Consider the following 23893-nt stretch of genomic DNA (forward strand, 5'->3'; position numbering starts at 1 on the left):
TTTACTCCTTGGTGGACTGATCACCCAAGCGGGTAATGCGAATGACTGGTGGTGTGTTGGAATAGAAAACCGCTTCAAGCGGGTAATCGCTATCACGAATAGCAGGGGAGTTGAGTACCCGGTTAATAGCGTCAGGCAAGGTGCCCACAAATTGATCCGTAGCAGAAATCAAAACGTGGCGGTCAGCATCCCAAATCAGGCGGTATCCAGCATCTTTGGCCCAGCGTTCCAGCGTAGTTTCCAAGCGAATATCGGAGGTAAGAACCGCCCATTGCTGACTGGGTGGAGCACCTGGAACATAGCCATAGCCATAGCCATAGCCATAACTAGCTTGTTGGTACTGAGGCGGCTGGTACTGAGTTTGACCATAACTGCCAACAGGATCGCTACCTACCTGCAAAGGTGCTGGAGAGGAAATAGCCCCACCTGTGCCTGAGTGCAAATAGAATTTGCGAGTGTTCCAGTCAAGGCGAGCAGACAATTTCTCTTGTGCCAACCAACGATCTAAAGCGCCAAGCCAAGGTTCACCGGGCTGAATACGCACTGCGCTGGCACGGCGCACGTCAAGCCCCTTCTGCGCAAAGCCATTCCACGCTTGCGGGAAAATGGTTCGTGCGGCAGTCAGCAGATCAGTCCTCATTTCCACGGGTGACGATGCAAATTCGCCACCAGCGACAGGGCCAACATGCTCAATGCGCTGTGCATGGGCCTGAGCAACAGAAAGAAAAAGGACGGCAGCGCCGACCAGTGGTTTCAGCATATTCTTTTCTCCGGGGTTTCAAGGTTTTTTTTCTGCAATTCGCCCATCTTCTGTAATACGTCAGCAAGATAAGGTTGATTACGTGATGGGGTTTTCGAGTGATAACGGGCAATTGCATCCCGCCACGAACCCGTAGCATTGAATTGCTCAACAAGTATCTGTTCAGCAATCCGAATGTTAGTGACCGGATCAAATGCAGCATCTATATTGGCAAAACGATGACCATGCCACCGCCAATTCACCTGCATGACCGAGGTATCGAAGTTTGTATAGCCTGCTTTAATGAGCTGCTTCGCAGCCTCAATAGCGTGTTCACGGCTTTCAAGGTAGTAGCTTTTTCCAGCCCAGTTGATTGACCAAGGCCAGAATCTTTCTTTTCGTCCTGTCTCTTTAAGCGCAATCGCAGTGAGTATTTCTGGTGCGACTTGAGTACCTGCCACTTGCATGAGTGTTGGCAGTGGGGCGGCAAACCAAATGCCACGGCCCTCCGCCATTGCATCAATCGTGTATTTATCAATCGTTCCGCGACTCCAAACAGCCTGCCCAGAGCGCAACAGCGTAGCTACTGATTCAGAAGTGGACTTTTGTGTGGAGAACTCTTGCTGGATGAGACTACCGTTTTCACACGAATAGACCGTCAAAGATTCAGCACTACACAGCCCTGAAAATAGGAAAAACGTGATGGTAGAGAGTGTTCGGATGCCTGAGTGCATGGTCACATTAAAAAATAACCCACGCACTTTTTTTTATCGAATGAACTGGGTTATTTGCAATCTTTCACGCCAGAACTTCAAGACGGCATCTTCGGGCGAAAAAAAGACCGGCCAAATTTGGCCGGTCGTAGAACTTCGAGCAATCGGGTGACAGGGGGTGGGGGGGCGGCCCTTGCGGTATCGAGCCGCCTTTTTGCCTTTGGTATGGGCGACTCGCTTTTTCCTGACCGGCCAAATTTGGCCGGTCGTAGCTGAACAGGGATCAGGCTAGAACATCGGCACGAACTCAGGACTAGAGGGCTGGATGCCCGCCACGCCGCGCACCTGCATCGGCTCATAGTCCGCTGGATTGAAGGATGCAGTCGCACCGCTCCCGAACATCGCGGCGGGCGGCTGGTGTTGAACGGGTGCTGCTGCCATCGGGGGCTGGTAGCGCTGCTGGGCGGCCACCGCTGGATAAGCCGGAGCAACCACCGGCTTACTGGCCACTTGCACCCCAGCGTACTGATACTGCACAGATTGAGAGGCAACGGGTGCCACTGGAGGCGGGTTCTGGGGCGCGGCAGCCTGATAGGCAGGCATTGCCCCGACTGCCGCAGTGGGTTGCACTGGGTACAGATACTGCGCAGACTGCTGATGCACGCTGGCAACGATGGCGGGGCGCTGGGTTTGCTGCTGCGCCACAGGGACGGGGGCTGTGCGGCACAAGGCGTCAGCGCGTTCAGTGCCCAGCGTGTTGCGCCACACTAGAGCAGCCTCAAGCTGTCCATTCGGGCCTAACGTGCATTGCACACTGGATTGAGCGTGCGCCGCGCCAGTGCCCACAATGGCAATGGCTGAAATCACAACCGCTTTAGAGATAGATCGAGTGATCATCAGATTTCCTTTCGACAAAATTCGATAGTTATTAGGGGGCTGAACTTTGCCGCCCAGCTTTGCGCGCCAGAGCCGCCCCGGTTTGTTTCCCAGCGTTCTGCATTCCTGCGGCAGCCCGGTAAGCGCCATTAGCAGCATTCGACGCGCCCTTGACGGCACCTTGCGCTGCATTGGCAATCATGTTGCCCGGAGCACTCGACATGGCGGAGCCAGCACCTGTACGTCCGGGGAATAGCGCATCAGCAAACGATGGAATCGCTTGGAAGACCTTGGATAGTGATGCTGCAATCAGTGCCAGAGCAAGCAATTTACCAACCGTGCCTGTCTGACCCACCATGAAACCCTTCATCGTGTTCAGAATGGCATTCTGAATCAAGACCATGACAATGACCGCCAGCGCAGTGAGCATGGCCGCATTTATCAGGAAATTGATCCACTGGTCAAACCAGCGACGAGTAGCAGGCATAGGCAGTGTTGCAATAAAAAGTGGGCCTACCGCAACGCCGATACCCAATGCCACTGGCCCGGTCAGAAATACTGCAACAATGTCCTTCATCGCAATCAAAATCAGAACGCCCGCACCAGCCAAAATCACCAAAGCAATAATAGCTTCCAAAACGATACTGAAAATTCCCCAACTAAATTCAAACCTATTCAGTACCGAAATGAAGATGTTGATAAAAGACCCCACGAACGTATTGATAAAATTCGTAAAGGCTGCACCTACCGATGTACCACTAGCTGCAATTGCTTTTTGCCCAAGATCGACCACATCGCCAACTATCATTCCATAGTTTGTTAAGAGCATGGCTGTCAATGCAGAAAATATGACAGGCTCCATCATTGCACTGAATGCTGACTTCTTAGAAATCATCGCAATAAGTAGTGCCCAAAGCAAAGCTATCAACGCTAAAGCACCAGCAATACTCATAGCTAATCCGTTCAGGTTAGAAGCTATAGGCATACCAGCACCGACAAACATATCTATAGCGCTTCGCCCCAAAACGTCATCAATAACTTTAGCAATCAGCCGCAGTGATTCAACTTCATTTCCAGTTCCGTTTCCTGCCCCCGCTCCATTTTGCGGAGGGGCGGAACCAAAAGTTTCACGGAAAAAATCACCGAAGGCACCAGCAAAAGCGTTTGTAGAAAACAAAGAAGGGAGTAGAAATAAAAATATCCTCCCAATTTTTTTGTGAGAAAAGTGACTCATTGATTTATTCCGCTGCACCTCCAGTTGGAGGATGCTATAAATTATTATGCAATTTCTCGCCCAATACTAGCGAGAGCCAGTCGCCCCTATTTGCGCCCGATCAGCCTCTAATGCGCGATATGATTCCACGAAATAGTCAGCGAGAGACTGCTCATGCTGTTGTTCTTTTTTGGCCTCTTCTGCCATTTTTTGAGCTTGATTTTTATTTTGCGTACTCATTGCATAAAGCATCGCAGAATTCTGATCGATGATGATGCTGCTGGCATTAACGCTGGCTTGCAAGGCTTCTGTTGGGCCACTAACGTAAGGCATTTTTTGCAGCAACGCTCGATTGGCCTCATAAGCATTTTTAATTTGCCTATCAGCATGGGCTGCTGCATCAAATAAAGCAAGGGCCTGTTTATCACCCGCATCTTTTCTACGTCCAATATCAGCGGCAAACTCATTCCAATTATGAAATCGGCTGGCACCAAATACATTTTGCAAATCATTCAAAGCCTGCTGACCCTGCCGTATCGACCCCTGAAGTCGCTGTGACTCCCGCATCACATCACCAACCAACGCACGGATTTCAGATGTATCCGCTATCGAATCGGCCAATTCAAATAATTTTTTGTTTGATAATTGAGTTTCAATGAAGATTTTTGCTTGGGTAATAGTTTGCGCTGTTGCTTCAACTGCTGACTTCAAATTTTGCACATGGTTCGTTGGATCATAAACAATCCGCCCACCACCACCAAACAAGGCGTAAGCGGGTGCAGCGGTTGTGCTAATGGCCGCAGCCACGAAAAGGCCCATGATTTTTCTGCGTGTACTTTTCATTTATTTTTCCTCAAAAGTGCTTGTTGAATGTACCAATCGCGCCAGTCTTCGCCACCCCGCGCTTGGGCCTCGTCAAACAAGTCCTGAAAAATTGGTTCTGACCGTAGGTGAGCAAGAATATGATCGTCGAAGCCGGTTCGCATCGTTCGGCAAGTGCCGTTGAAAACACGTAAGTAATCGCGTTTTGGGGTCAATTCACCGATCATCGACACCTGCTCATTGCTCATGCCGAACATGGTGCGATAAAGTTCGCGGTGATTTTCCAAGCGGGGGTTGTAGCCAAGGATCAGATTGGGTACGTTATCCGCCAAGGTGGCCCGGATGCGCTCGTTATCCACGCCAGAAACGGATTCTGGGGATTGGACGGTCATCCAGACCATCGCGTTGAGCTTACGGAAGGTTTTGAGCCAGCCATCGATGGCATCAAGGAATGCTTCGTTGTTGAGTAAAAAGCTGGCTTCTTCCAAGTAGATGAGGGTGGGCCGCCCCGTCAGGCTACGCATGATCGAGGTCAGCATGTGATCCAAAAATGCCCGCGACAGGCGCTCCACGGCCATGATTTCGCGCATCTCAATGCACGTCCAAGAAGACATTTGAAAATCGTCTTCCACGGAGTCGAAGTAGCCGTATGGCCCACCCTTGACCCATTCGGACAGCAGTGTTTGCAGCTTGCGTGGCATCAACGTCCACACGGTTGAGAGGCACAGCTTTTGAGAAGATTGGGCCACGTTGTCCAGAATGCGATAAATTTCCTGCCGATCTTCAGCAGTTACAGTATCCCCAGCCTCTGCAATGCGGCGCAGCAAGAATTCGCGCGCCTGCACCTTACCCAAATCGCCCTCGCGCAGATGGGCCATCGGATTCAGGCGAATAGTGTTTCCGCGCAAGTCCATGTGGGTGCCACCCGCCAGCCCGGTGATGATCCGGCACGACCTATCTCGGTCAAAGATGACGACCTGTGCATCTTTGTAGCGGGTGAACTGGGCCAAGCAGTAGTTCACGAAAGTAGTTTTACCGCCACCCGATGGCATCACCATCAGCGTGTGCCCCAGTTGGCCTACAAATGGATCGAAATGAACCTCAGTGCCTAGCACAGACTGGAAGGTGGCCAGTGAGCGGACAGGCTTGCCATAGACCGTCTTGGAAAGATGATCGCAGTCCTTGGAGCCAGTATCCGCAGTAATCAATGGCAGGCACTGGGCTACCAGCTCAGAGTTGGCCAACATCAGGCGCTTGTTGGTAGCCCACTGACCTGGCAACATCGACAGGAACGCAGCTTTCAAGCCTACGCGCTCCCGAATCATGGGTACTTGGCTCAGTGTGCGCGATACCTCATCAATGGTTTGCTCAAGCTGTTTGGTATTGTCGGCCAACAGTATCAGCGTCATGGAGTGGTGTACGAACCCCAGACCATCAGAAAGCTGGCGGCCCATTGCTTCAAGGCATTGGGCGTAGAGTTCTGCCTTACCCGGATCGACTTCGGGTTCACTGCTACCGCTGGCATAGGCGGCAAACCGCTGCGCCACTGTGCTTTGCGTCATGCGATAGAAGCGGGTGGCCTCATCGAGCGTAGCGCGCGTGGTGGCCTCACTCATGCACTTGACGATATGCACCAAGCGATACTCCACTTGCAAGCCCAAGATACTAGACAACGCAGTTGGCAAGGGATAATTTCTCAGCGAGAGTACGCCGCCGAAAGTAGTTCTGTCAGGCCCGTAAGAAATAAACGTATCACGGCCAAATTTCAAGTCAGACAAAGCAGCCGCGCTATCAAGAACCGATTGTGGGCGAATTTGGTAGCTTGTCTTTTCGCGCAAAGAGATGTTTGCCATGCGAATCAGCGCATTGTCCAAATCCCACCCAGACAAGCGGCGCATGGTAAGCGTATGGCTACTGGCAACTACCTTTTTGATACCAGCGGTCGCTTGACGGATGTTTTCATCTAGTTGACGTGCATCGTGTAACACCGCATTTTTTCCGCTCTTGGTGGGATTGAGGCTTTCAATGATAGCGACAGGCAAAGATTTTCCTTCGTCTGCCATGAGTCGCTGCACCTTATCCATGAAAGCGAAAACGCCTGTTTCGCCCAAGTAGGCAATAAATAGATGGAAACTGATTGTGAAAACAGTCCCAGATTCATAGCGTGATTTTTCTCGCGCTGCAAAAATTTCTTGTAGCGTATTTTTTTCGTCGCCTTGGCTCAGGTCTGGCTGTGTTTTTTTTCTTTTATCAATAACCCACCAAGTATAAAACCTTTCATCCATTGATTGGAAGGCATTTTGCACTTCATTAACCGCATTTTCTATCTCATGCGGTTTGTCTTCATCAATATCTACGCCACTGTATTCAAACCCAGCCAATAGCGAACCGTCTTTGCACAGCACTAGATCAGGTGTTGTATGTATCAACCAAGGCAAATGCTCAGAAAGCGATTGTCGATTGATCGCAGACTCTGGATTTCTAGCGGGGATTTTTTTGTTCAAATCGCAACTCCCTTGCCCCAACCTTTAGGGCGTGATTCTGATGGCTCACCGTGCGAAGGCTCTCCCGATTTTAAATCGTTCGGCACATACTCATGAATCATGTAGAGATTCACAATCTCTGGATCAATACGAAAAAACCACGAAGCAGCCTTGTGGATAATCGCTGCAATGGGGAATGTGGATAATCCCCAAGGCAGCCCAATTGTCATAGCAATCAGTGCTGCTATTGACCAAATCATTGACGCCGTTTTTGCCCCCACCCCGGCAGTTAAGCGAGGGCGGCGAAAAACCGGATAATCTGGTGCTGGCGTCACGACGACAGGCTACAGCTTGAGGTCAGACCTGTTTGCTGCACAATATAAACAGCGGCAGTAGCTATCGCGCAACCAATCATGACGTACATAACCAGATCACCGACGATGGAGGACTTAACGAAAAAGCTATTCGCCACAAAAATGAGAACAGCAATAATTGCCGCGCCTGTCACAATGGTTTTCATAAACGAGGCAACATTACACAAGCCTGTCGCAGCAGACCCAGAATTTTGTGCCATTGCATCCGTCCCAAGAAAAAGCGTCAAAAAAATCAACGCCAAGAACTTCATTGCTGGTGAAATTTTCGGAAATTCTAGCGAAAAGCTATTTTGTGAGAAGGTAGTCAATTTTATATTCTCCATTTTCAACACCATGAACTAAGGCAATTTCTGCCACTCGACGAACGCTCTTATGAACGTCGCCATCTTTCACATAGCGACGTTCACAAAAAACGATGAGATTGATACAGCTAGTGATGTATCGTTGTGCAGCGGCTGGAGACATTTGTACTCCAGAAGGAAGGGACATTTGGAATAGCATTTCCAGCGTACTCAATGCCCCCAAAGCGGAAGATGCGTGAAGGGTGGTTACGCTTCCATTGTGTCCAGAAGAAAGGGCACGCAGCAAATCGTAAGTGTCATCGCCGCGAGTTTCAGACAAAATCAGTCGATCAAACCGCGACCGCATGGCGTGCTGGATCAATACCTTGGCCGTCAACCCCGTTTGAGGTGTAGCCAACATGCACTCTTTATTTTCTACACGCAAAGCCATTTCTCGCGCATCTTCAATTAGGCCAATGCGCTCATTTTTCGGCAGCCCCATGAGAATGGCATTTGCCAACGTGGTTTTGCCGCCAGACGTTGGGCCAGCAAATACGCAATTCTTTTTCTGGTTAATAATCAGATCGGTCAGCAGTTCACCTTGCTCGACCGTCAGCATGTCCCACTGGACAAGCTGATCCAGTGTGGGCCGCATCTCCGGCTCCAAGTGCTTCCGAATGGTGATCGTCGTACCACGCGAATCAACGCCCTTCAGGGCACCAGCAAAGCGCAGGCCACCGACTGAGGTACTGACAACGGCTTGTTCAGTACCTGGCGTCATGTCAACGCCCGCACCTCCGTTAGCTTTCCCCACGGTAGTCAAAGCAACGCTTCGATCAGCCTCAGAAATGCAGATGTCGGTAAGGGCAATGGCACCTTTGCGCTCAACCCAAACGCAACCATCTGCCGTGACCATGATCTCGGTTACGGTGTCATCTTCCAAGATGGAGGCAATAGGCCGCAGAGAATCACTGATGATTTGGTTGATTGTTTGAATATCGATCATGTGGTCAATGATGGCAACCAATTGACCTTTTATCGAAGCGAAAAACATCGAATTTTCGATAGATTTCGCATCTCTGAGACGGGTGAAGCTGGCGAAGGTTATATGGTATCTACAGACTGATTTGATTCTTGAACTTACTGCCTGATAATAGTGTCAACAGGAGATTCTCATGAAACAAGAACGCCCCACATTTTTCTCAGCAGCGATGGTAAAGCGAATCCTCGATAAAAACTCATCGACCGCAGATACAACCGAAACAACCATTCAAAATTTTTCTGCCGAAGATATTGGTTTTGAAAACATCCAAAAATCGTTCAAGAAAATTTTTCCAGAGGCACGGCTCCTGAAAAACGTCATCCTGCCAATGGAAGATGATGGCCTTGTAAAAACGGCAGAATACGATGTGATGGTTGTTTGTGCAGCGGGCATCCACATCTTTGAAATCAAAGGCTATCCAAAGGGCAAGGTTTGGTACGAAAAAGGTGAGAATGGGTTGCGCCTTTGGAAAATAGATAACGGCACTACCGTTAGTGAAATCCACGACCCGATCAGTCAAGGTCTAGGCAAGCTGTATTACATCCGAAAATCGGTGCAATGCTTCTCCAAATATTATGTTTACTTCACTGGGGATGAAATCGATCTTGAGCCAACCATGCCAGCTACTGTCCTGACTACGGATGAATTGCCTTATGTTTCTCGACTGGCTTACAGCGATGCAAAATTCCGAAAATCAATGATCAAAAAAGAAGAAGTCGATGTAATTGCTGATGCCATCCTTGAGATTTCGAGCCAATACACAATAGTCGAGCATATCTCCAATTGCCGCGAGTTCCACAAGCACAAGCACGCCGCTTGAGTCGTGATCGACGGACAAAAAAAGCCCTCCCCCGAAGGGAAGGGCCTTGCTGGAGTAGCAGCGAGATTCAGACCGGCCAAATTTGGCCGGTAGCTCTCACGTAGGTGTCAAAAGAGAATCCTCAATATCACTCTGTTTGAGCAGAAATTTAATTTTCTCGACATCAGTACCTGTCAGGAAAGCTAGGAGCATTTCTGCTCCCGTTCCGTCTGGGCCGTTCTTTTTGATCCACTCAATGCCGCGAGATAGAAGGAGGTCGTTCTTTTTTTCAAAGTCGTCTTCCTGCATCGGCAATTTTTCTTGGGCCTTTTTCTCTTTCTTTTCTTTTTTATCTTTCAGGTGCTTTTCAGTCACTTTGGCCTTGCCAACGGATTCAGCATTCGCCAAACCGTCTTTGAGAACTTCGATAGCTTTACTACCGTGGGTTTTTAGAGTTGCGACAGCCAGTGATGCGCTCACCTTACCTTCTTGGACAAGGTTGCCAATTTCACGAGGCGCAGACACCAACAGAAGCAAATTTGCTACATGCTGCTTGGACAAGCCAATACGCCGAGCAACTTCAGCCTCATCCATGCCGTAGTGAACCAAGCGTTTGCAAACCAGCGCAGTTTCGTAGGAAGTCAATTGCCGCCCGTTGTTAGAAACAACCAAAGCAACCGTCAAATCTTCCATCGACGTTCCCTTTGGCTTAATCACCATCGGGATACCTTGCAGTTCTGCGCCTTCACTCATCGCCAGATCGTAAGCATCCAGCCGAGTGTGGCCATCGATCACATAGACGACATTGTTGCCATCAACTTCTGCCACGAAGCCCGCAATGGGCTTGTCTGGGAAAAATCCATTGGCTTTCATCGAATCAGCAATCACACGAACTTGCGCCAAGTAATCATCGTTCTTGATGCGGACGTTAAAGCCCTCAAGCACTTTGATTTTCTCGCGCTGGACTTTCCACAAGTCGGTGCGCTTGGCATCCTTCAGACCTGCGGTAGTGCTTCCTGGAAAAAGCATGGTATCAAATTGGATTTGCATTTCAGTATTTTCCATTTCAATCTCCTTTCCGCATATAGCGGGGTTAATAGGATGCCAGCGCAGAGGCTGTCTTCAGAGCTGCCGCTGAAGACAACCCCCGAAAGGGCTGCCGGTATCTGTGAACCGGCCAAATTTGGCCGGTCGTCATTGTTTCATCTTATCACCCAGCCCATCAAGCCAGCAGCAAATTCTATTGATCTGTCTTTAGCTATCACCAAAGCCGACAGACTCAATGTGCAGCAGGTAGGAATTGGCGGGCGTGAGCTTCACACCATAGAGGGCTTCGTAGAGATCGGGATGCCAGTCGCGTAACGTATCAATCGCATCCAAAAAGCGATCTCTCGTTTTTGCTATGAATGGAAAGGCGATAACGGGAATGCAAAAATTCTGATCTCTCTCAAACCAGAAATACTCGCCATCCTGCAATGCCCAGTCACTTTCCAGCAGCCGCTGGAATGCCTGTGGAAATTTTTTCCGCAGCGAAAATGGAACACCTATTCCGCCATGAACGAGTGTTTGTATTTCCAGAATTCCGAGGCCAAGCTGATATATTTTTTGAGAAATACCCCAAGGAGTGGATATTAGCAAACGGAACTCCTTTCTGGAAATGCAGCGATCATCAGAGGCTGTCTGTAGAGGTATCCCTACAGACAACTCCCGAACGAGTTGCATTTTTCGATCAGGGCTTTCTCATTTTCTTTGCCAGCGCAAGGCACACCAGTTGGCGTACCTTGCGCGGCTTTTTGAAACCGGCCAAATTTGGCCGGTCAATCATCAAGCGGTCAGTGCCCAGATGCCACGCTGGCAAGAGGCAAAGTATTCGCTGTTCTGGTTAAGAACTTGCCTCACCTTGGCCTTCCAGTTCGGGTTATTCGCCAAACGCTCTGGAGCGTTTTCAGCAACCTTCGTGTAGATGGTTGCCAGATCGGCTTTACCACCAAGGGCCATCAGCACCATTCGCACCAGTGCTTTCCACGTCGATGCAAGGCGGGCGCTTTGTTGGCGGGCCATGATGGACAGGTCAGACAGGAACGATGCAATCACCTTGGGCTTTTCCCATAGCAGGATGTATTCGTGCAGGATTCGAGGCATCTTCATGCCTGTGTACCCACGCGAATTCGATACCGTGTTGTGCTGCTGTTTGATGAGAACGGCAGCCAGCTCATCGGCAGGCATCCGAGCAATGCACTCAGCTTGGTAGCTGGTGTAGCGCCCATTGCGCCGCCAATCGCCAATGATGGTGCCGTAATAGCCACCGCCTTTGGTTGCTTCGCGTTGGTTCATCAGCGCTATGTGCAGCTTTTCGTGGAAATCTTGATCATCAATGCAGCGCGAAAGATCGTCTGCATGGGGCGATCCCCACACATTGCCGGAGTAGAGAATCATCCCGCCGTAAGGTGGATGCGACACCACCAAATCAGCAGGCTGACCTACAACCGACAAGATGCTCTCGCGCAGCACGTTAAACCCGCTGTGCAAATCAAGACCAAAAGCCTTAATGCCCATCTCGCGCGCTACTTCGACCGAAGTGCCTGAACCGACCATAGGATCGACAAAGACGCTAGGCCGCAGTTGCTCGAAAAGTGACTTATAAACATGGCCTGAGCAATTGCCCCGCCACGATGATTGACCCCAAGGGCCGCGATCAGGGAAGGAAAGAATACTCATTTTTACCTGAAAATTTTTTCAAACTAGCAAAATGACGCTTTATGGTTAAAGGCAACTCCCGAAGGAATTGCCTTTGTTGATAAAGTTCGTGAAAAATACCTTAAATTTCTAGTGCAATGTTTTTAGCAACCTGAAAATCAAAGTTTTTACCACACTCATGCGGATGCAGAAGTTCAAGCATTGGGCTTGTCCTCAAGCATTCACCTGATTTTTCACATTTATCAGCGTTGGAACACCCGGCAAGACCCGTGCGCTTTCCATTCACCATAGCGGTATAGCTATCAATAATCTGGTTATCACCACGGTTCATTTGACGTTCCGCATCATAAGAACAGCGTCGTCTACACCTTCCGGCATCTTCACTTCTTCTGGGCCGTATATTGTGGCTAAATCCTTATCTGTCCAACCGTATTCCTCAGACCAATAACCATTGCTGCGAATCTGGTTTTTCGTTGGTGAAAAAATTACCCAGCCGGACTCGAAATCACCAGCCTGATAAGTTCCATTTGTGACTAAATCGTCAATGACAGTATTAGTCTTAGAGATTCGTTCACTTGAAAAGTCTATAACAGACGCGCCAACAAATGGTTCCACTAATCCTAGGAATGTGGAGTACGCATCGAGTTCATTAGCTTCATCAATCAAAAGTGTTGCTGTAACAATGTAAGCCATAAAAAATCCTTTCCTGCATTAGCAGTTAAAAAAATGGCTCAACAAAAAGTTGTCCCAATTACTTGATTAAAAGCAATTGGGACAACCCTTTCAGGCGGCTGTCTCTTTTTTATGCAGAAACCTTGCAGTTGTGATTGTTGATTTTCTCAGCAACTTCTGCGGCGCTCATGCTGGCACGGCCTTTGAAAACAAAGCACCCCTTTCCTGTTTTGCAGTAAATACTGGTGACATTGCCCCAGTAATACTCCATAAACTTGAAAGATTCCACACCATTAACGCGCTTCCAGTCTTCTGGAGGCAGCGCTTCCAGTGCGTCTTGCCACTGTTCTTCGGTAATGGCTGACGGCTCTGTGCAATGGCTTTCCTCAATCATAGCGGAGACTACACTCCACTTTCCGATGAGAATTTTTTGCTTGCGTTCAGCCTCCAAACTTTGATGGGTTTGGTTGCTGTGAAAGCCAAAGACTTCCCCAGATTCAGTACGGCGAACCGCATCGATCATTCGGGCTTTAGAATTTTCGGTTGCAGGGGTGTAAAAAACGTCGAAATCGTGTTCCATGAGAAATTTCCTAAGAAAGGTTAAAAAACCAGTCAGAAACTTATCCAAACCCTGTTGAGCTTGGATAAATCCCCGGAGAGATTTATCTTATGAAGATTTAGCGATTGCTAACAAAGTCATCCAAACTGATAACTTTGGCATCTTCCTCAATGACACCAATTTTCTTGAGGAATTTCTCAAGACCATCAATGTCATTCTTGTGTTTCATGCCGTACCCTTTGAAAAAGAATACACCCTCTCGTTCCCAAGGAGCAACATCAAAAACAGGATCATCTCCGAGATTTTCACTGTCCAGCACTTCGGCATAGAAAGTGGCGTTCTCATCGAAGTTGATTCGGTAAACGTAAGTTTTCATAGATCATTCAACCCCAATGATTTCACAGTCAATCAAGGTGTCATCATGATTTACCTCGCCATCCGTGGATTCTGCTAATTTCTTCGCTTGCGTAGAATTATCAGCTTCCACCTCAACTTCTTCGGTATATTGGAAGATTTTTCTTACCGTGAACTTCATGGTTTTCCTAAAAAAGGTGTTAAAAAACCACTCAGAAACTGACTCAAATCCTCATCCATAAAGATTTAAGTCAATCCCCGAAGGGATTGGTCAGTGTGCTTTCTTACTCTTGGCTCAAGGCCAATTCAGTTAACTCACCTTTTTCATTAACATAACCTTTATCCTGAAAAAATTTCAGAAGACCGGGTGATGCTCCTTTATGTAGTTTCTTGCGGAACTGCATAACTTTTGCAAACTCTTTTTTCTTTTTTTGTTTCGGGGTCATATTGGCCCTTCCTTCTTATTAAAATTAAATGAGGCCAGCGTGAGCAGCAGCTCGTGCAAGCTGCCCGTATTTGCGCTGTGGCAAATCACCTGCGATGCACTGATTGCGATTCAGGGTCATTGCTATACGCACTCCCAGATCGAACCGAGTGGGTCGGTTCAATCCGCAGTCCATCAAGTCTTCCTTGCTGGCGATGACAACTTCGCCCTTGAGGGGGAAGGCAGCATCAACTTTTTGAGAAGACCCGTAGGCGAGCAGGAAACGATTGTCACCCAAGTCCTCAAGGACTAGGGCTGGTCGCACCTTGTTTTCAGCAGCACCTTCAGCGAGGAAGGGAACGAAAACGATGTTGCCAATTGCAGCCATGATTAGCTCCTTGAGAAAAAGGAGCCAGCCCCAAGGGACAGATAGCCCCTAGGGTGGTTAAATTCCGCAGTTGCGGTGGTGAATGACGCTATTTCAGCACAAAAAGCACTACTTTTGGGTGATGAATAAATGCTGTTTTAGCTTGCGTTTTGCTTATCAATCTGACCGCGTGATAGACAGATCGTAGTAGAGCACCAGCCTATCGTCGAGGTTCAGCACACCTTCTGGTAGCTTCTCGGCCACAGTGATGATAGTTGCGTAGTCTTTGACAATCCAAGCATTCTTAAAGCCTTCTAACAAAGCCTGAACCTCTATCTGGCCTTCCTTCAGGCGGCGACGAGTGCGGTAGCCCTCGAATTCCTTCAGTAGTGCCTTTTGCGTTGCGTCTGGATCAAATAGGTCTTGTGTTACAAACATGGATTTCTCCAAATCAAATAATACCTTCTTGGGTCATTGACAGGCAACTTCTTCCGGAGGTGATAACATGATCTAGCAGCATCACATCCACTAGACTCAGCGCCTCTTTCATTTTTTTGGTAGTAGCAATGTCTTCTGAAGACGGTATCGTATTTCCATTTGGGTGGTTGTGTGTAATAATTACAGCCTCGGCATTTTTTTGCAGTGCTGCGCGAACTATCTCTCTTATATATATAGACACCCCAGCTATTGTCCCAAAAAACAGATATTGAAAATCAATAACTCTGTATTCCTTATCAATAAACATTACTCCGAATACTTCACGGCCATCGTGTTTCGCAGCTTGGATAGTAAGATATTTTTTTACTGCATCTGGGCTAGACATAACCGTATCACGACGAATACGACCATCGAGAATAGTCAAAGCCTTTTCGATAATTTCATCATCAGTCATAAATCACTCCATTCCAAAAAGTTTGGTTAAAAAGGAGTGGGCCATAGCAGGCTTTCCGATGGCATCGATATGGCAGCCATTGGGAAGCCTGCATACCTAGCCCTGTGGGGGCAGGGCGGCAAGGCTTGGTGAAAGGTTAGACCGGCCAAATTTGGTCGGTCAGTATCGAAGGTAGCAATCTACGAGCAAGCAAAGCTGCCCGTGGATGGTCTTTTCTGCTGTAACCTGGAGGGCAGGCCCTAGTCAATTACAGAGAACTCAACATGCTTTCCTGTCCGAGCAATCATATCGATCAGGGCATCGATGCTGAATTTCACAGATTTTTTGTTAATCACATCAGAAACTCTTGGGCGCGTTACACCTAAGATTTCCGCCGCATCCGACTGCCTTAAATTTTTCGCTTCGATCCATTCCGCCAATTCCGCCATCAATGAATTCTTAATGGCTAATTTTTCAGATATGATTCGCTGCGACTCTGCTTTTAAGGATGCTGCTTCTTCCGGCTCAAAACCCAAATCTGCAAAAATGTTTCCATCAGCAGGGGTGATGTGTGCTGATTTAGTATCAATGTTCATCATTTGCTCCTTTCTTGAATGACAGCTTTATAACGGACGGCTGCAATATCCTTGTCATGCTTACTGGTCGCTGTTGTTTTCTTCTTAAAGCAGTGCAACACATACACTGCCTCTGGAAACTTCGCCAGATACATTACACGAAACCAACCATCGCCAATGTTGATCCGAATTTCCTTTGTTCCAGCACCCACCACATCAAATGGCTTCCAATCATCAGGTTCCAAGCCAGCCTGAATCCGATTAAGCTGAAACCCAGCCTCCTTCCGCGCATTAGGCGTGAAGATGCTATCGTCCTTGATGTCTCGGAACGAAGAACCTCGCCAGTCGATAGGCTTTTCTTTCCTCACTTTTATCTCCACATGATTGTATCAAATCTTATACAGACAGCGTACCTTTTCCTTCGGAACGCAGTCTTGTAGCTCACTGCTGCGTGCTGCCGCACACCCCAAGATCGTCCACGCGGGCGACGATGACGCGCCCGTCAGCCACAGCGAGTACGCCGTGGTTGGGAAACCGGGCCATAAACGCGTTCGCATCGCTAGTGCCGTCCTTCGTATCGGGAAACTCTGCGACGATGGCAAAGTCCAGACCGAGGTGGCGATAGTAGTGCGGCTCCAGATGAGTACCTGGCAGTCCGTAGGTTTTAGAAAGTTCCAGCGGATTGCCCTGCGGATCAGGTCTGCCGAACATCGTCCGTTTTGCGATCCAATCAGCACACTTGCGACACAGACCAAAGCCCGTGTCTTGGTTATGCCATTGTTCCCATTGACCTGCACTTTCACCACAGCAGGCGCATGTCAGTTCACGTTTTGCCATTTCTTTACCCTTTTTTATTTCGACATTAATGCCAATGGTGGCTTTCAGTAGAGCTTTCATGATCATTTATTTCTTGCCACCAAGGATCAGGATTCCATCCCGAATCAGATTCAACCTCAATACAAAGCCCGAACTTTTCTGAGGTTCTTACAGCATATCGGATGATCTCTCCAGCTTTAACAGCATCCTCTGCCATTTTTTTAGCCACATCAAAACTTACCATAAATCACTCCATTCCAAAAAGTTTGGTTAAAAAAGGAGTGGCCTAAATACAGGCTTTCCAATAGATTAAATCCATTGGAAAACCCGCAAATTGGGTTTTCTTCTAATCAAACCCACATTCTCATGTGTGTTGAATAGAATTGTCGATAATAATTTTCCTGCAATTCATCGTACAACTCTGGGTTTTGATGTCCATCAATGACGAATGCCTTTTTGGGGTCGCGTGTCATCGTGCCATCCAAATCCATCAAGTAGCGATCATCAAGGTCTTCTTGCTTGCCTTGCAGGAACAAAGCCCAGCCCGGTATGTAAAAGCGCTGATTTTTCTCAGTTAGCTGAGTCATTGCAAACACTCTTTTTTTGTGAATTCAAAAACATTGCATCTTCACTTCCGTCTCGATATGCCTTTATCAAAAAAGGATCACAGCGAAATGTCGAGGGAAGCGGTTCGTTATAAAATCCAGAAGAATGAGCGTACTCGTATGCCAACTCACGATCTCTGTCAGCAGCTTCCAGTTCATTTATCGCTTCAAGTGCCTTTGAGACTTGCAAATGACAGCGTGCGTTCATTTGATTTCCTGTATGGATCATGATGTTTAACTCCATTCCAAAAAATTGGTTAAAAAGGAGTGGGCCGTAGTAGGCTTTCCAATAGAGCAATCCATTGGAAAGCCCGCAGAGCGGACTTACCTAGCAATCAATTAAATGCCACAATACAGATCGTAAGCAGCACCAAGCTCCTCACTGGACACCCCGGAAGCGTAACTCACCTTCCAGATTGCATCTGGGTATTCTTGCCCTTCATCAATGAGTTTCAAAAGACGCTTCAGTGCAGCGCAAATTTTCTCATCAAGAGTAGAGAGAAAGCTTTCTTCATTAAGATTGAATTGGTTCATTAAATTTACTCCATTCCAAAAAGTTGGTTAAAAAGGAGTAGGCCATGCTAGGCTTTCCAATAGACTGCAATCCATTGGGAAGCCCGCAAGCGGGCTTTGTCTAAGAGGTGCTGATGCTTCGATGGCTGACCGGCCAAATTTGGTCGGTCGCTACCGGGGCACCCGCAGGAGGGATGCTTTCCGTTCTAGCAATTCGGCCAAAAGTTGATCGAGGGTTCCACCGGGCAGAGACTTCAGCAGCCCGTCCGCTAATTCCTTAGCTTGGGCTGCATAAATCTCTTTGGCGGCTTCAATCGAAAGATTGTCCGGCATTTGCGACTCCCCTACGATAATCTTCAGATTGGGTGGTGAGCTATTTCCCCCCAACGAAGCGGCACGCAAAAGGTGAATTTCCTTAGCAACGACTGCATTCATTTTTATCCCCTATTCGATTAAGACAAAAAACTTTCCAATTTACCAACGGTGAAATCCCAACGAATGGACTTTCACCGTAGCAGTTACGCCATCACTTTGTCACATCAACCCGGACGGGCATCATAAAACCAATCCAGTCCTTCATTACCTTATCGGTATCGAGCGGATCGGAATGCAATACCACCTTACCTTTCAGCACATCAGCATCATCGATATAAATATCAACCTTGCCTGTTTCGACACAAGAAACTGCGTTGATCAGCATCTTCCCGTTGAAGGGAAAAGTAACCTCACTAGCAACCAGTGTTGATTCAACGCTGAATTTTTCGCGCTGCTCACCATCGACAGATTGCACCGTAACCCCATCTTTGGAAAAGACAAGGGCGGCGTATGCAGAATCTGAAGCGGCAGTGACTCTATTCACCGCACGAACCAGCTCATCCCGATCTAGGACAGCTTGTGCATAGCGATTTTTACCGGGCATGGCTTTGCGCCAAGTTGGGTAAGTACCACCAATCAGCGTCACCAGCCATTTGGTTCTGTCAGTGCTAAACAGAAGGCGCATTTTGTCACCCTGACCAATCATTTCCACCGAGAATTCACTCTCACCGAAGACGGTGTGAATGGCCTCAGCGGTAGAGATAGGCAGAATGAAGTTTGCGGATGGATGCGCTGCAATGTCAGTTTTGACAGTGCAGAGCCTAATCCCGTCTGTACCAACGAGCCGCAAAACACCCTCGTCTGACTCGAAACGCACGCCCATCAAGAAGACACGCACATCGTTTTTCGCAGCGTAGTTCAAAGGGCCATCCAGCAACTTCGACAGTTTGCTTCCTTGAGTAGAAAACAATTTCTGTTTAAGAAGCGGAACAGTGCCAAAGAGCGAATCTGCTTCGCCATCGTAGGGATGAAGAAGCCTGATTCTTGCACCAGCAAAGCTGATAACAATTCCACTATCCACTTTCTTAAAGGTGCAGTCCGTGCTATCGGACACACCATTGAAAATAGCGAGAATCTGTTTCTGAGACAAAGATGCACTGCAATTTTCGACAGAACCCTTCGTGGGTACGTCAATTATTACAGCACCCTCCATTGAGGATGCCTTCACATAGACCGAGTTGTGCTTGATTTCAATGGCACAGATTCCTTTGTTGACAGCCTTCATCGCCTGCTTCATAGCGGCGCGCAAATTACCAATAGTTGTTTTCATAAAAGCCTTTCAAGAATTCCCTACAAAGGGTGTTAAGAAAGGATTGGCATTCGCCTTTTCTGTAGCCTCGACTGAAAATACAGAAAAATGAATGCGGTGTTGAAAGCAAGGTTTTTACACCTTGCTTTCTTCGATAAATCAAGTCGCCAGCCGTTTTAACTGGATGGACGACTCTTTCACTGGCATCCAGTGCGAACTCCACTTGAGCATGTAGCGGTAGCCACTTGCATAAAGGGCAGTCATTGGATTGGGCAGATAAAGCCCCGTGACCAAGAACGTCCTCTCCATGTCAGCAGCTTCGTCACCGTCACAGCCCAAATAGATCACTTCGTCACCGACATTGAAGGCCAGTTCTTTTCCGTTTTCAGGAGCGAATGGCTTTTTTTTATCATGCTCTTTTATGACTTCTAGTATCCAGTCGTGGTGGCTACTCATAAGGCACACTAGAGCAGATTCGGAAGGATCAGATCAGATTCAGCACAGCGAGCAATTGATGTTTGCAGTGCCATCTTGCTTTTTGCACGGTGAATCTTATTGATAGGTAGGCGGGAGCCAGATCGCATAAAAGTCGCATCCGAGTGAAATTTCGCGTTCACCCGAATCTCGTGCATTTTTTCAGAAGAAACCCCACCGTTGTAATTCCGAGGCGAACGCACAACTGCTTGTCCACCCGAATGCTTGCTGCGAAAAGTGATTTCCCCTTCGATCATTTCAAACCCATAGCCAAAGAAAACTACCTTGAGCCACTTTTCATTTTTCCGACGAATTGTTCGAGACATATTTTCCTTTCAAAATTTCCCTAAAAAGGGTGTTGAGAAAGGATTGGCATTCGCCTTTTCTGTAGCCTCCAGTGAAAGATACAGAAAAATGAATGCTAAAAAGGCAAGGCATAAAAGCCTTGCCCTTTCAAATCAAAGAGTCGTCAGTTTTATTCCGACGATACTTTGCTCGACATGAGATTGGATTCCCAAGTCAACATGAGGTCTTGTCCACCAGCGAACAAAGTGGTCAGCGCCCCCGGACTTTGCAATCCTGACAGCAAAAGTGCCATCCCAAGATCATTACGGGTTGTTCCGACTTCAGCATTATTTTCTTCACTCTGACTCATTATTTTCTCCTTCGACTTTCAAAAGTACCTCATATGCAAACACAGAGGCATCGGATGTTGAGTCACCCAGTTCGTTCAGCAGCTTTTCGACTACCTCAACGAGTTTCGGAGACTACGCGATCAGACGAGCGTTAGCTTGTCCTAGCCCCATAGTCTCAGCAGTGTGGATGCAATGTCCATTTGCAGTGGTGATCTGTGCAACAGCCACACCACCAACGACAGGCCCAACGGCAACATCAATAGCTGATTCGCCGTAATTCCAGACAGCCCAAGGGTCAGCCGTGAATTTCTTTTTAACCATAAGTGGCATTCCTTTCGGTGCCCCAGCGAAGGGGGGTTGAGAAGGGATGGGCGCAAACGCCTTTCCTGTAGGCTCACAAACAAGCGAACACACAGGAAAGACAGATTGACTTGGGAGTAGCAGTGGACGCGCAGCACACCCCAAGCGGGATGGCTTGCTTCTATTGACATTCCGCAATTGCGGATAGCTGTATTGAACCAGAAAAAGTAGCAATTCCGCCGGTCGAAAGATGCTTCATTCATAGCACTTTTCGCGTCGTTTGAGTGCTTTACTGCACAGAAGATACGGGGCATCGCAACCGGAAAAAATTTCAATGGCATCACATCACCGCATCTTGGCAGCCGCCACAGTGGCCTTTACCGCGCTATCAGCAAGCGCGCTTGCACAAGCTGGCTGTATCACGACAGGGTTCACTCCAACACTGCCCGCCCCGCCCGCAGACGACTGGGCGGATGCACAGCGATTGAAGTTGATGCAGGAATTGCGAACGCCAGAGCGGGTTGCCGCGATCAGAGCAGAAGAATACGACCCGACACCCAAGTTTTGGGCTGCTGCCGGGTTGCAAGCGAAAGATCACCCTGAGCTTGAACGCCAGATCACGGTGGCGCAAAAAGAAGCGGAAAAAATCACTTTGATTTTGAAAGATTTCTATGCCCGCAAACGTCCCAACACCGCTGATAGCAGCTTGAGCACCGTGGTATCCGTGCCCTGGCACGCATCGTACCCCAGCGGCCATGCAACGCAGTCCATGCTCACGGCGTTCGTACTAGGGGCCGCCGTACCCAGTGCAGCCCCAGCGCTCAAGCACCTAGCCATTGATGTGGCCCACGGACGCGAAATTGCTGGCCTGCACTACGCCAGCGACACGCAAGCTGGCTTTGAGCTGGCACGGCAAATCTGGGATGCCTTAGATGCAGCTTGCAAACCCAAAGCATTACCGAAATACCACATTGCAGAGTTTGAGCGCGACGCCTTGCCTCAAATTTTTCAACCTTGAATGCTTGCGTGAAGAGCATTTGACTTCACTCCATCGTCAAGTAATCTTGATTTGTAGCCACTTTATTCACTGAAAGGAAACCTCATGGCCGACAAAATTTTTCATCTGATTGAACAAGATGGCACCCGCCGCCTGATTCAGGCCCAAAACGAAGGTGCGGCGTTGTTGCACGCGCTTGGTGCGAAACTGAAAATCGAGGCAGCTAGTGCTGTAGATACCGTCAAACTGATCGGCGAAGGTATCTCGCTGGAAGTTGTCCCCAGCGAAACAGTTGCGCGCAAAATTTTTCAACTGACTGAAGAAAACGGCACCCTCCGCCTGATTCAGGCCAAAAATGAAAGCGTGGCGCTGCTGCACGCGATTGGCGCGAAACTGAAAATCGAGGAGGCCAGTGCTGTAGATACCGTGAAACTGATGGGCGAAGGTCTTTCGCTGGAAGTTGTCCCCAGCGAATCCGTCACGCCCCGCAAACGCCGTGGCAGCAAAACCGACGAGCAGGCATCTGCACAGGATCAAGGCCAAACACCCGCACCGGCACAGGACAACTTGCTCAACCCCGTGCCCGAAGAAGTTTCTCAGGCTTCTGGTGATTCGGAAAATCAACAATAAACACCACGACAACCCGCTTAGTAAATAAGCAAGGCCCGCAGCTAGGCGGGCTTTTTTTTGAAAAAATATGGAAAACCCCACAGCAAACTTCAAACCCTGCATTGATTGGGAGATGGCGGAAGAACCCTTTGGCGAGGCCCACCAGCCCGAAGAATCTTCTCAGTCCGCTGACACCCAGCCTTTTGCGCCCCCTCTATTTACCAGTGTTGCCACGCGCAAGCTGCAAGAGCTTCTAGCCGAAGGCTACAAGATCACTGGCTACTCCGTAGAGCGGCAATCCGACGATCCCACAGCCGTGGAGCCTAAGCGCGGTTTCTGCACCGCTGGCGGCTTTGTCGGCTGGTGGCACCGGAATGCTGACACCGGCCAAATTTGGCCGGTCGTTGCTGAAGGTGATGGCACCGAAGATAAGCCCTCAGCTTATTCGGTAGGCAATTCGGCTGAAGACTACTTTTCTCCATCCACCGAACCCACCGCCGAACAAGCTGCTGCCAAGCGTCTACAGGCAAATCCTGAACTGGATCATGTTTTTGTTGGCGAAAATTTTTATCCAACGGCACATAAATTTGTGGATGGATCAGGAATCCTTGAAGATGCCAATGTGAACGCCTACGACAATATTGGCGAGGAAGGTCACGATTGGCTTTCCGAATTGATGCGCAACGAAGAAAAATGTAGTGAACTGGAAAAATTAGTAGGTGATTGGATTCAAACCCAAGAACCACCATTATTTTGCGAGTTGAAAAACATCAAAAAATTCACCCGCGCAGAATTGCTGAAATCTGGTCATTTCAAAAATGAACAAAGCAGCTAATAAGCCTGCTCTGTGTGCAGGTATTGATCCCAGAAATGGCGATCAATACCCCATACCAGAATGCAGAGATTGCCTGCGGCACACATTGCCAATCAAATTTAGCAACGAGTGGATTGCGCCACCAGAATTCGACACAGATTGCCCGGAAAAATTACCCAACAAAGCCAAGGAAGTCCAAAAATGCACAAGTACATGACCATTGCAATGCCCGACAAATCTATCTGGGCAGTGCCTGTGGAAATGATCGCGCGCCACCGCGCCGAACACTACGCCAACGAATTCGGTGGTGACGTAGAAAAAAGCCTGAAAGAAGACACCGTTCCTATTTTCGAGTCGGATACAGACGAAATCAAAGATTGGGCCGTCAATAACATGAATTGGGCCGATTTCAACGGGCACCAGATAAAGATTAGTAGCCCTTCCCCAGTGGACTTTCAATCCGGGTGGGTTGATGGTGAAAAAACCTTCATTGATGGAATCATCAATATTTCGGCAGAAAATCAAAATAAATTTGCGGAAGCAATTCTCGGAGAAGAAGGCAATTTTACTGGACTTGCTTTGGCAGCAAGCCGCCACAAAGAGCGGAAACTTCAAAAAGAATCCGACTCTTAACTTCAAGAAATT

Annotated in this window: 39 protein-coding genes; 5 read left to right on the forward strand and 34 right to left on the reverse strand. The window is 48.4% G+C overall.

Translation table 11 applies throughout. The annotated features are described in order from the left end of the window. Window position 1: 1 nt before the first annotated feature. The 9 genes from BMX55_RS10860 to BMX55_RS10895 all read right to left on the reverse strand — a co-directional run bounded on the left by BMX55_RS10860 (window position 2) and on the right by BMX55_RS10895 (window position 8507). Window positions 2-760 carry a TcpQ domain-containing protein gene (locus BMX55_RS10860; RefSeq protein WP_091457416.1) on the reverse strand — a complete coding sequence of 253 codons (759 nt, stop codon included), beginning with the start codon at window positions 758-760 and terminating at the stop codon, window positions 2-4. Beyond that, window positions 754-1473, reverse strand: coding sequence for a lysozyme family protein (locus tag BMX55_RS10865; protein ID WP_091457419.1), 720 nt, complete (start codon window positions 1471-1473; stop codon window positions 754-756). The genes BMX55_RS10860 and BMX55_RS10865 overlap by 7 nt, the downstream gene beginning before the upstream one ends. Before the next feature lie 267 nt (window positions 1474-1740). Then, window positions 1741-2349, reverse strand: a complete 609-nt coding sequence (locus tag BMX55_RS10870; protein WP_091457421.1) for a hypothetical protein — start codon at window positions 2347-2349, stop codon at window positions 1741-1743. A gap of 31 nt (window positions 2350-2380) precedes the next feature. Next, entirely contained in the window at window positions 2381-3562 is a 1182-nt protein-coding gene (locus tag BMX55_RS10875) for a type IV secretion system protein (RefSeq protein ID WP_143059629.1), read from the reverse strand. A gap of 66 nt (window positions 3563-3628) precedes the next feature. Beyond that, window positions 3629-4384: a TrbJ/VirB5 family protein gene (locus tag BMX55_RS10880; protein WP_091457427.1), complete on the reverse strand. Its 756-nt coding sequence runs from the start codon at window positions 4382-4384 to the stop codon at window positions 3629-3631. After that, on the reverse strand, window positions 4381-6867 hold the full coding sequence (locus BMX55_RS10885; protein ID WP_245751405.1) for a VirB4 family type IV secretion system protein: 2487 nt from the start codon (window positions 6865-6867) through the stop codon (window positions 4381-4383). The genes BMX55_RS10880 and BMX55_RS10885 overlap by 4 nt, the downstream gene beginning before the upstream one ends. Then, the gene (locus tag BMX55_RS16170; RefSeq protein WP_143059630.1) at window positions 6864-7181 is read right to left on the reverse strand and encodes a hypothetical protein; all 318 of its coding nucleotides are present in this window, start codon (window positions 7179-7181) and stop codon (window positions 6864-6866) included. Before BMX55_RS16170 ends, BMX55_RS10885 begins: the two co-directional genes overlap by 4 nt. After that, window positions 7178-7528 (reverse strand): TrbC/VirB2 family protein, encoded by a 351-nt coding sequence (locus BMX55_RS10890; protein ID WP_177172877.1) that lies wholly within the window; start codon window positions 7526-7528, stop codon window positions 7178-7180. Before BMX55_RS10890 ends, BMX55_RS16170 begins: the two co-directional genes overlap by 4 nt. Further along, the gene (locus tag BMX55_RS10895) at window positions 7506-8507 is read right to left on the reverse strand and encodes an ATPase, T2SS/T4P/T4SS family (protein WP_091457781.1); all 1002 of its coding nucleotides are present in this window, start codon (window positions 8505-8507) and stop codon (window positions 7506-7508) included. Before BMX55_RS10895 ends, BMX55_RS10890 begins: the two co-directional genes overlap by 23 nt. 169 nt (window positions 8508-8676) lie before the next feature. Here BMX55_RS10895 and BMX55_RS10900 point away from each other — a divergent pair, with 169 nt between their 5' ends. After that, window positions 8677-9363 (forward strand): nuclease-related domain-containing protein, encoded by a 687-nt coding sequence (locus tag BMX55_RS10900; RefSeq protein WP_091457432.1) that lies wholly within the window; start codon window positions 8677-8679, stop codon window positions 9361-9363. A gap of 96 nt (window positions 9364-9459) precedes the next feature. Here BMX55_RS10900 and BMX55_RS10905 read toward each other — a convergent pair whose 3' ends face one another. From BMX55_RS10905 to BMX55_RS11000, 25 genes are all read right to left on the reverse strand, one after another. Beyond that, window positions 9460-10407 (reverse strand): ParB/RepB/Spo0J family partition protein, encoded by a 948-nt coding sequence (locus tag BMX55_RS10905; protein ID WP_091457435.1) that lies wholly within the window; start codon window positions 10405-10407, stop codon window positions 9460-9462. A gap of 189 nt (window positions 10408-10596) precedes the next feature. After that, window positions 10597-10980 carry a DUF7007 domain-containing protein gene (locus BMX55_RS10910; RefSeq protein WP_091457439.1) on the reverse strand — a complete coding sequence of 128 codons (384 nt, stop codon included), beginning with the start codon at window positions 10978-10980 and terminating at the stop codon, window positions 10597-10599. A 186-nt stretch (window positions 10981-11166) separates the two neighbouring features. Beyond that, entirely contained in the window at window positions 11167-12060 is an 894-nt protein-coding gene (locus BMX55_RS10915) for a TRM11 family methyltransferase (RefSeq protein WP_091457442.1), read from the reverse strand. Between the two features lie 100 nt (window positions 12061-12160). Beyond that, on the reverse strand, window positions 12161-12370 hold the full coding sequence (locus BMX55_RS16175) for a hypothetical protein (protein ID WP_143059632.1): 210 nt from the start codon (window positions 12368-12370) through the stop codon (window positions 12161-12163). Then, the gene (locus BMX55_RS10920) at window positions 12367-12732 is read right to left on the reverse strand and encodes a hypothetical protein (protein WP_091457445.1); all 366 of its coding nucleotides are present in this window, start codon (window positions 12730-12732) and stop codon (window positions 12367-12369) included. The genes BMX55_RS16175 and BMX55_RS10920 overlap by 4 nt, the downstream gene beginning before the upstream one ends. A gap of 109 nt (window positions 12733-12841) precedes the next feature. Beyond that, complete coding sequence (locus BMX55_RS10925) at window positions 12842-13291, reverse strand: hypothetical protein (RefSeq protein ID WP_091457448.1); 450 nt, start codon at window positions 13289-13291, stop codon at window positions 12842-12844. Between the two features lie 97 nt (window positions 13292-13388). Continuing rightward, on the reverse strand, window positions 13389-13646 hold the full coding sequence (locus BMX55_RS10930) for a hypothetical protein (protein WP_091457452.1): 258 nt from the start codon (window positions 13644-13646) through the stop codon (window positions 13389-13391). A gap of 3 nt (window positions 13647-13649) precedes the next feature. After that, window positions 13650-13805: a hypothetical protein gene (locus BMX55_RS16450; RefSeq protein ID WP_177172879.1), complete on the reverse strand. Its 156-nt coding sequence runs from the start codon at window positions 13803-13805 to the stop codon at window positions 13650-13652. A 103-nt stretch (window positions 13806-13908) separates the two neighbouring features. Continuing rightward, on the reverse strand, window positions 13909-14070 hold the full coding sequence (locus BMX55_RS16455; protein WP_177172880.1) for a hypothetical protein: 162 nt from the start codon (window positions 14068-14070) through the stop codon (window positions 13909-13911). A gap of 24 nt (window positions 14071-14094) precedes the next feature. Further along, window positions 14095-14436 carry a hypothetical protein gene (locus BMX55_RS10935; protein ID WP_091457456.1) on the reverse strand — a complete coding sequence of 114 codons (342 nt, stop codon included), beginning with the start codon at window positions 14434-14436 and terminating at the stop codon, window positions 14095-14097. Window positions 14437-14592: 156 nt separating this feature from the next. Further along, complete coding sequence (locus BMX55_RS10940) at window positions 14593-14853, reverse strand: hypothetical protein (RefSeq protein WP_143059633.1); 261 nt, start codon at window positions 14851-14853, stop codon at window positions 14593-14595. 13 nt (window positions 14854-14866) lie between these two features. After that, window positions 14867-15307 (reverse strand): JAB domain-containing protein, encoded by a 441-nt coding sequence (locus BMX55_RS10945; RefSeq protein ID WP_091457461.1) that lies wholly within the window; start codon window positions 15305-15307, stop codon window positions 14867-14869. 239 nt (window positions 15308-15546) lie between these two features. Then, a complete protein-coding gene (locus BMX55_RS10950) occupies window positions 15547-15882 on the reverse strand; it encodes a helix-turn-helix domain-containing protein (RefSeq protein WP_091457787.1) in 336 nt (111 codons plus the stop codon). After that, window positions 15882-16229 (reverse strand): type II toxin-antitoxin system RelE/ParE family toxin, encoded by a 348-nt coding sequence (locus BMX55_RS10955; protein ID WP_091457784.1) that lies wholly within the window; start codon window positions 16227-16229, stop codon window positions 15882-15884. The genes BMX55_RS10950 and BMX55_RS10955 overlap by 1 nt, the downstream gene beginning before the upstream one ends. Before the next feature lie 73 nt (window positions 16230-16302). Beyond that, window positions 16303-16758 carry a hypothetical protein gene (locus BMX55_RS10960; RefSeq protein WP_143059634.1) on the reverse strand — a complete coding sequence of 152 codons (456 nt, stop codon included), beginning with the start codon at window positions 16756-16758 and terminating at the stop codon, window positions 16303-16305. Continuing rightward, the gene (locus BMX55_RS16180; protein WP_143059635.1) at window positions 16724-16921 is read right to left on the reverse strand and encodes a hypothetical protein; all 198 of its coding nucleotides are present in this window, start codon (window positions 16919-16921) and stop codon (window positions 16724-16726) included. The genes BMX55_RS10960 and BMX55_RS16180 overlap by 35 nt, the downstream gene beginning before the upstream one ends. A 106-nt stretch (window positions 16922-17027) precedes the next feature. Next, the gene (locus BMX55_RS10965; protein ID WP_091457469.1) at window positions 17028-17264 is read right to left on the reverse strand and encodes a hypothetical protein; all 237 of its coding nucleotides are present in this window, start codon (window positions 17262-17264) and stop codon (window positions 17028-17030) included. Beyond that, on the reverse strand, window positions 17248-17511 hold the full coding sequence (locus BMX55_RS16185; protein WP_143059636.1) for a hypothetical protein: 264 nt from the start codon (window positions 17509-17511) through the stop codon (window positions 17248-17250). The genes BMX55_RS10965 and BMX55_RS16185 overlap by 17 nt, the downstream gene beginning before the upstream one ends. 110 nt (window positions 17512-17621) lie before the next feature. Continuing rightward, on the reverse strand, window positions 17622-17816 hold the full coding sequence (locus tag BMX55_RS10970) for a hypothetical protein (protein ID WP_091457472.1): 195 nt from the start codon (window positions 17814-17816) through the stop codon (window positions 17622-17624). 150 nt (window positions 17817-17966) lie between these two features. Further along, window positions 17967-18230: a hypothetical protein gene (locus BMX55_RS10975; RefSeq protein WP_091457475.1), complete on the reverse strand. Its 264-nt coding sequence runs from the start codon at window positions 18228-18230 to the stop codon at window positions 17967-17969. 91 nt (window positions 18231-18321) lie between these two features. After that, window positions 18322-19440 (reverse strand): DNA polymerase III subunit beta family protein, encoded by a 1119-nt coding sequence (locus BMX55_RS10980; protein WP_091457479.1) that lies wholly within the window; start codon window positions 19438-19440, stop codon window positions 18322-18324. Between the two features lie 138 nt (window positions 19441-19578). After that, window positions 19579-19875, reverse strand: coding sequence for a hypothetical protein (locus BMX55_RS10985; protein WP_091457482.1), 297 nt, complete (start codon window positions 19873-19875; stop codon window positions 19579-19581). A gap of 8 nt (window positions 19876-19883) precedes the next feature. Next, complete coding sequence (locus BMX55_RS10990) at window positions 19884-20219, reverse strand: hypothetical protein (protein ID WP_091457486.1); 336 nt, start codon at window positions 20217-20219, stop codon at window positions 19884-19886. Window positions 20220-20368: 149 nt separating this feature from the next. After that, the gene (locus BMX55_RS10995) at window positions 20369-20548 is read right to left on the reverse strand and encodes a hypothetical protein (RefSeq protein ID WP_091457489.1); all 180 of its coding nucleotides are present in this window, start codon (window positions 20546-20548) and stop codon (window positions 20369-20371) included. Window positions 20549-20660: 112 nt separating this feature from the next. Continuing rightward, window positions 20661-20849, reverse strand: a complete 189-nt coding sequence (locus BMX55_RS11000) for a hypothetical protein (RefSeq protein ID WP_143059637.1) — start codon at window positions 20847-20849, stop codon at window positions 20661-20663. A gap of 313 nt (window positions 20850-21162) precedes the next feature. Here BMX55_RS11000 and BMX55_RS11005 point away from each other — a divergent pair, with 313 nt between their 5' ends. The 4 genes from BMX55_RS11005 to BMX55_RS16460 all read left to right on the forward strand — a co-directional run bounded on the left by BMX55_RS11005 (window position 21163) and on the right by BMX55_RS16460 (window position 23881). Then, window positions 21163-21846 (forward strand): phosphatase PAP2 family protein, encoded by a 684-nt coding sequence (locus BMX55_RS11005; RefSeq protein WP_091457496.1) that lies wholly within the window; start codon window positions 21163-21165, stop codon window positions 21844-21846. A gap of 84 nt (window positions 21847-21930) precedes the next feature. Then, window positions 21931-22455 (forward strand): hypothetical protein, encoded by a 525-nt coding sequence (locus tag BMX55_RS11010; RefSeq protein ID WP_091457500.1) that lies wholly within the window; start codon window positions 21931-21933, stop codon window positions 22453-22455. A 67-nt stretch (window positions 22456-22522) separates the two neighbouring features. Then, window positions 22523-23269 (forward strand): hypothetical protein, encoded by a 747-nt coding sequence (locus BMX55_RS11015; RefSeq protein WP_091457503.1) that lies wholly within the window; start codon window positions 22523-22525, stop codon window positions 23267-23269. A 180-nt stretch (window positions 23270-23449) separates the two neighbouring features. Next, window positions 23450-23881 carry a hypothetical protein gene (locus BMX55_RS16460; protein WP_177172881.1) on the forward strand — a complete coding sequence of 144 codons (432 nt, stop codon included), beginning with the start codon at window positions 23450-23452 and terminating at the stop codon, window positions 23879-23881. Window positions 23882-23893: the final 12 nt, after the last annotated feature.

It is taken from the genome of Giesbergeria anulus (genome assembly GCF_900111115.1).
Taxonomy (GTDB): Bacteria; Pseudomonadota; Gammaproteobacteria; order Burkholderiales; family Burkholderiaceae_C; genus Simplicispira; species Simplicispira anulus.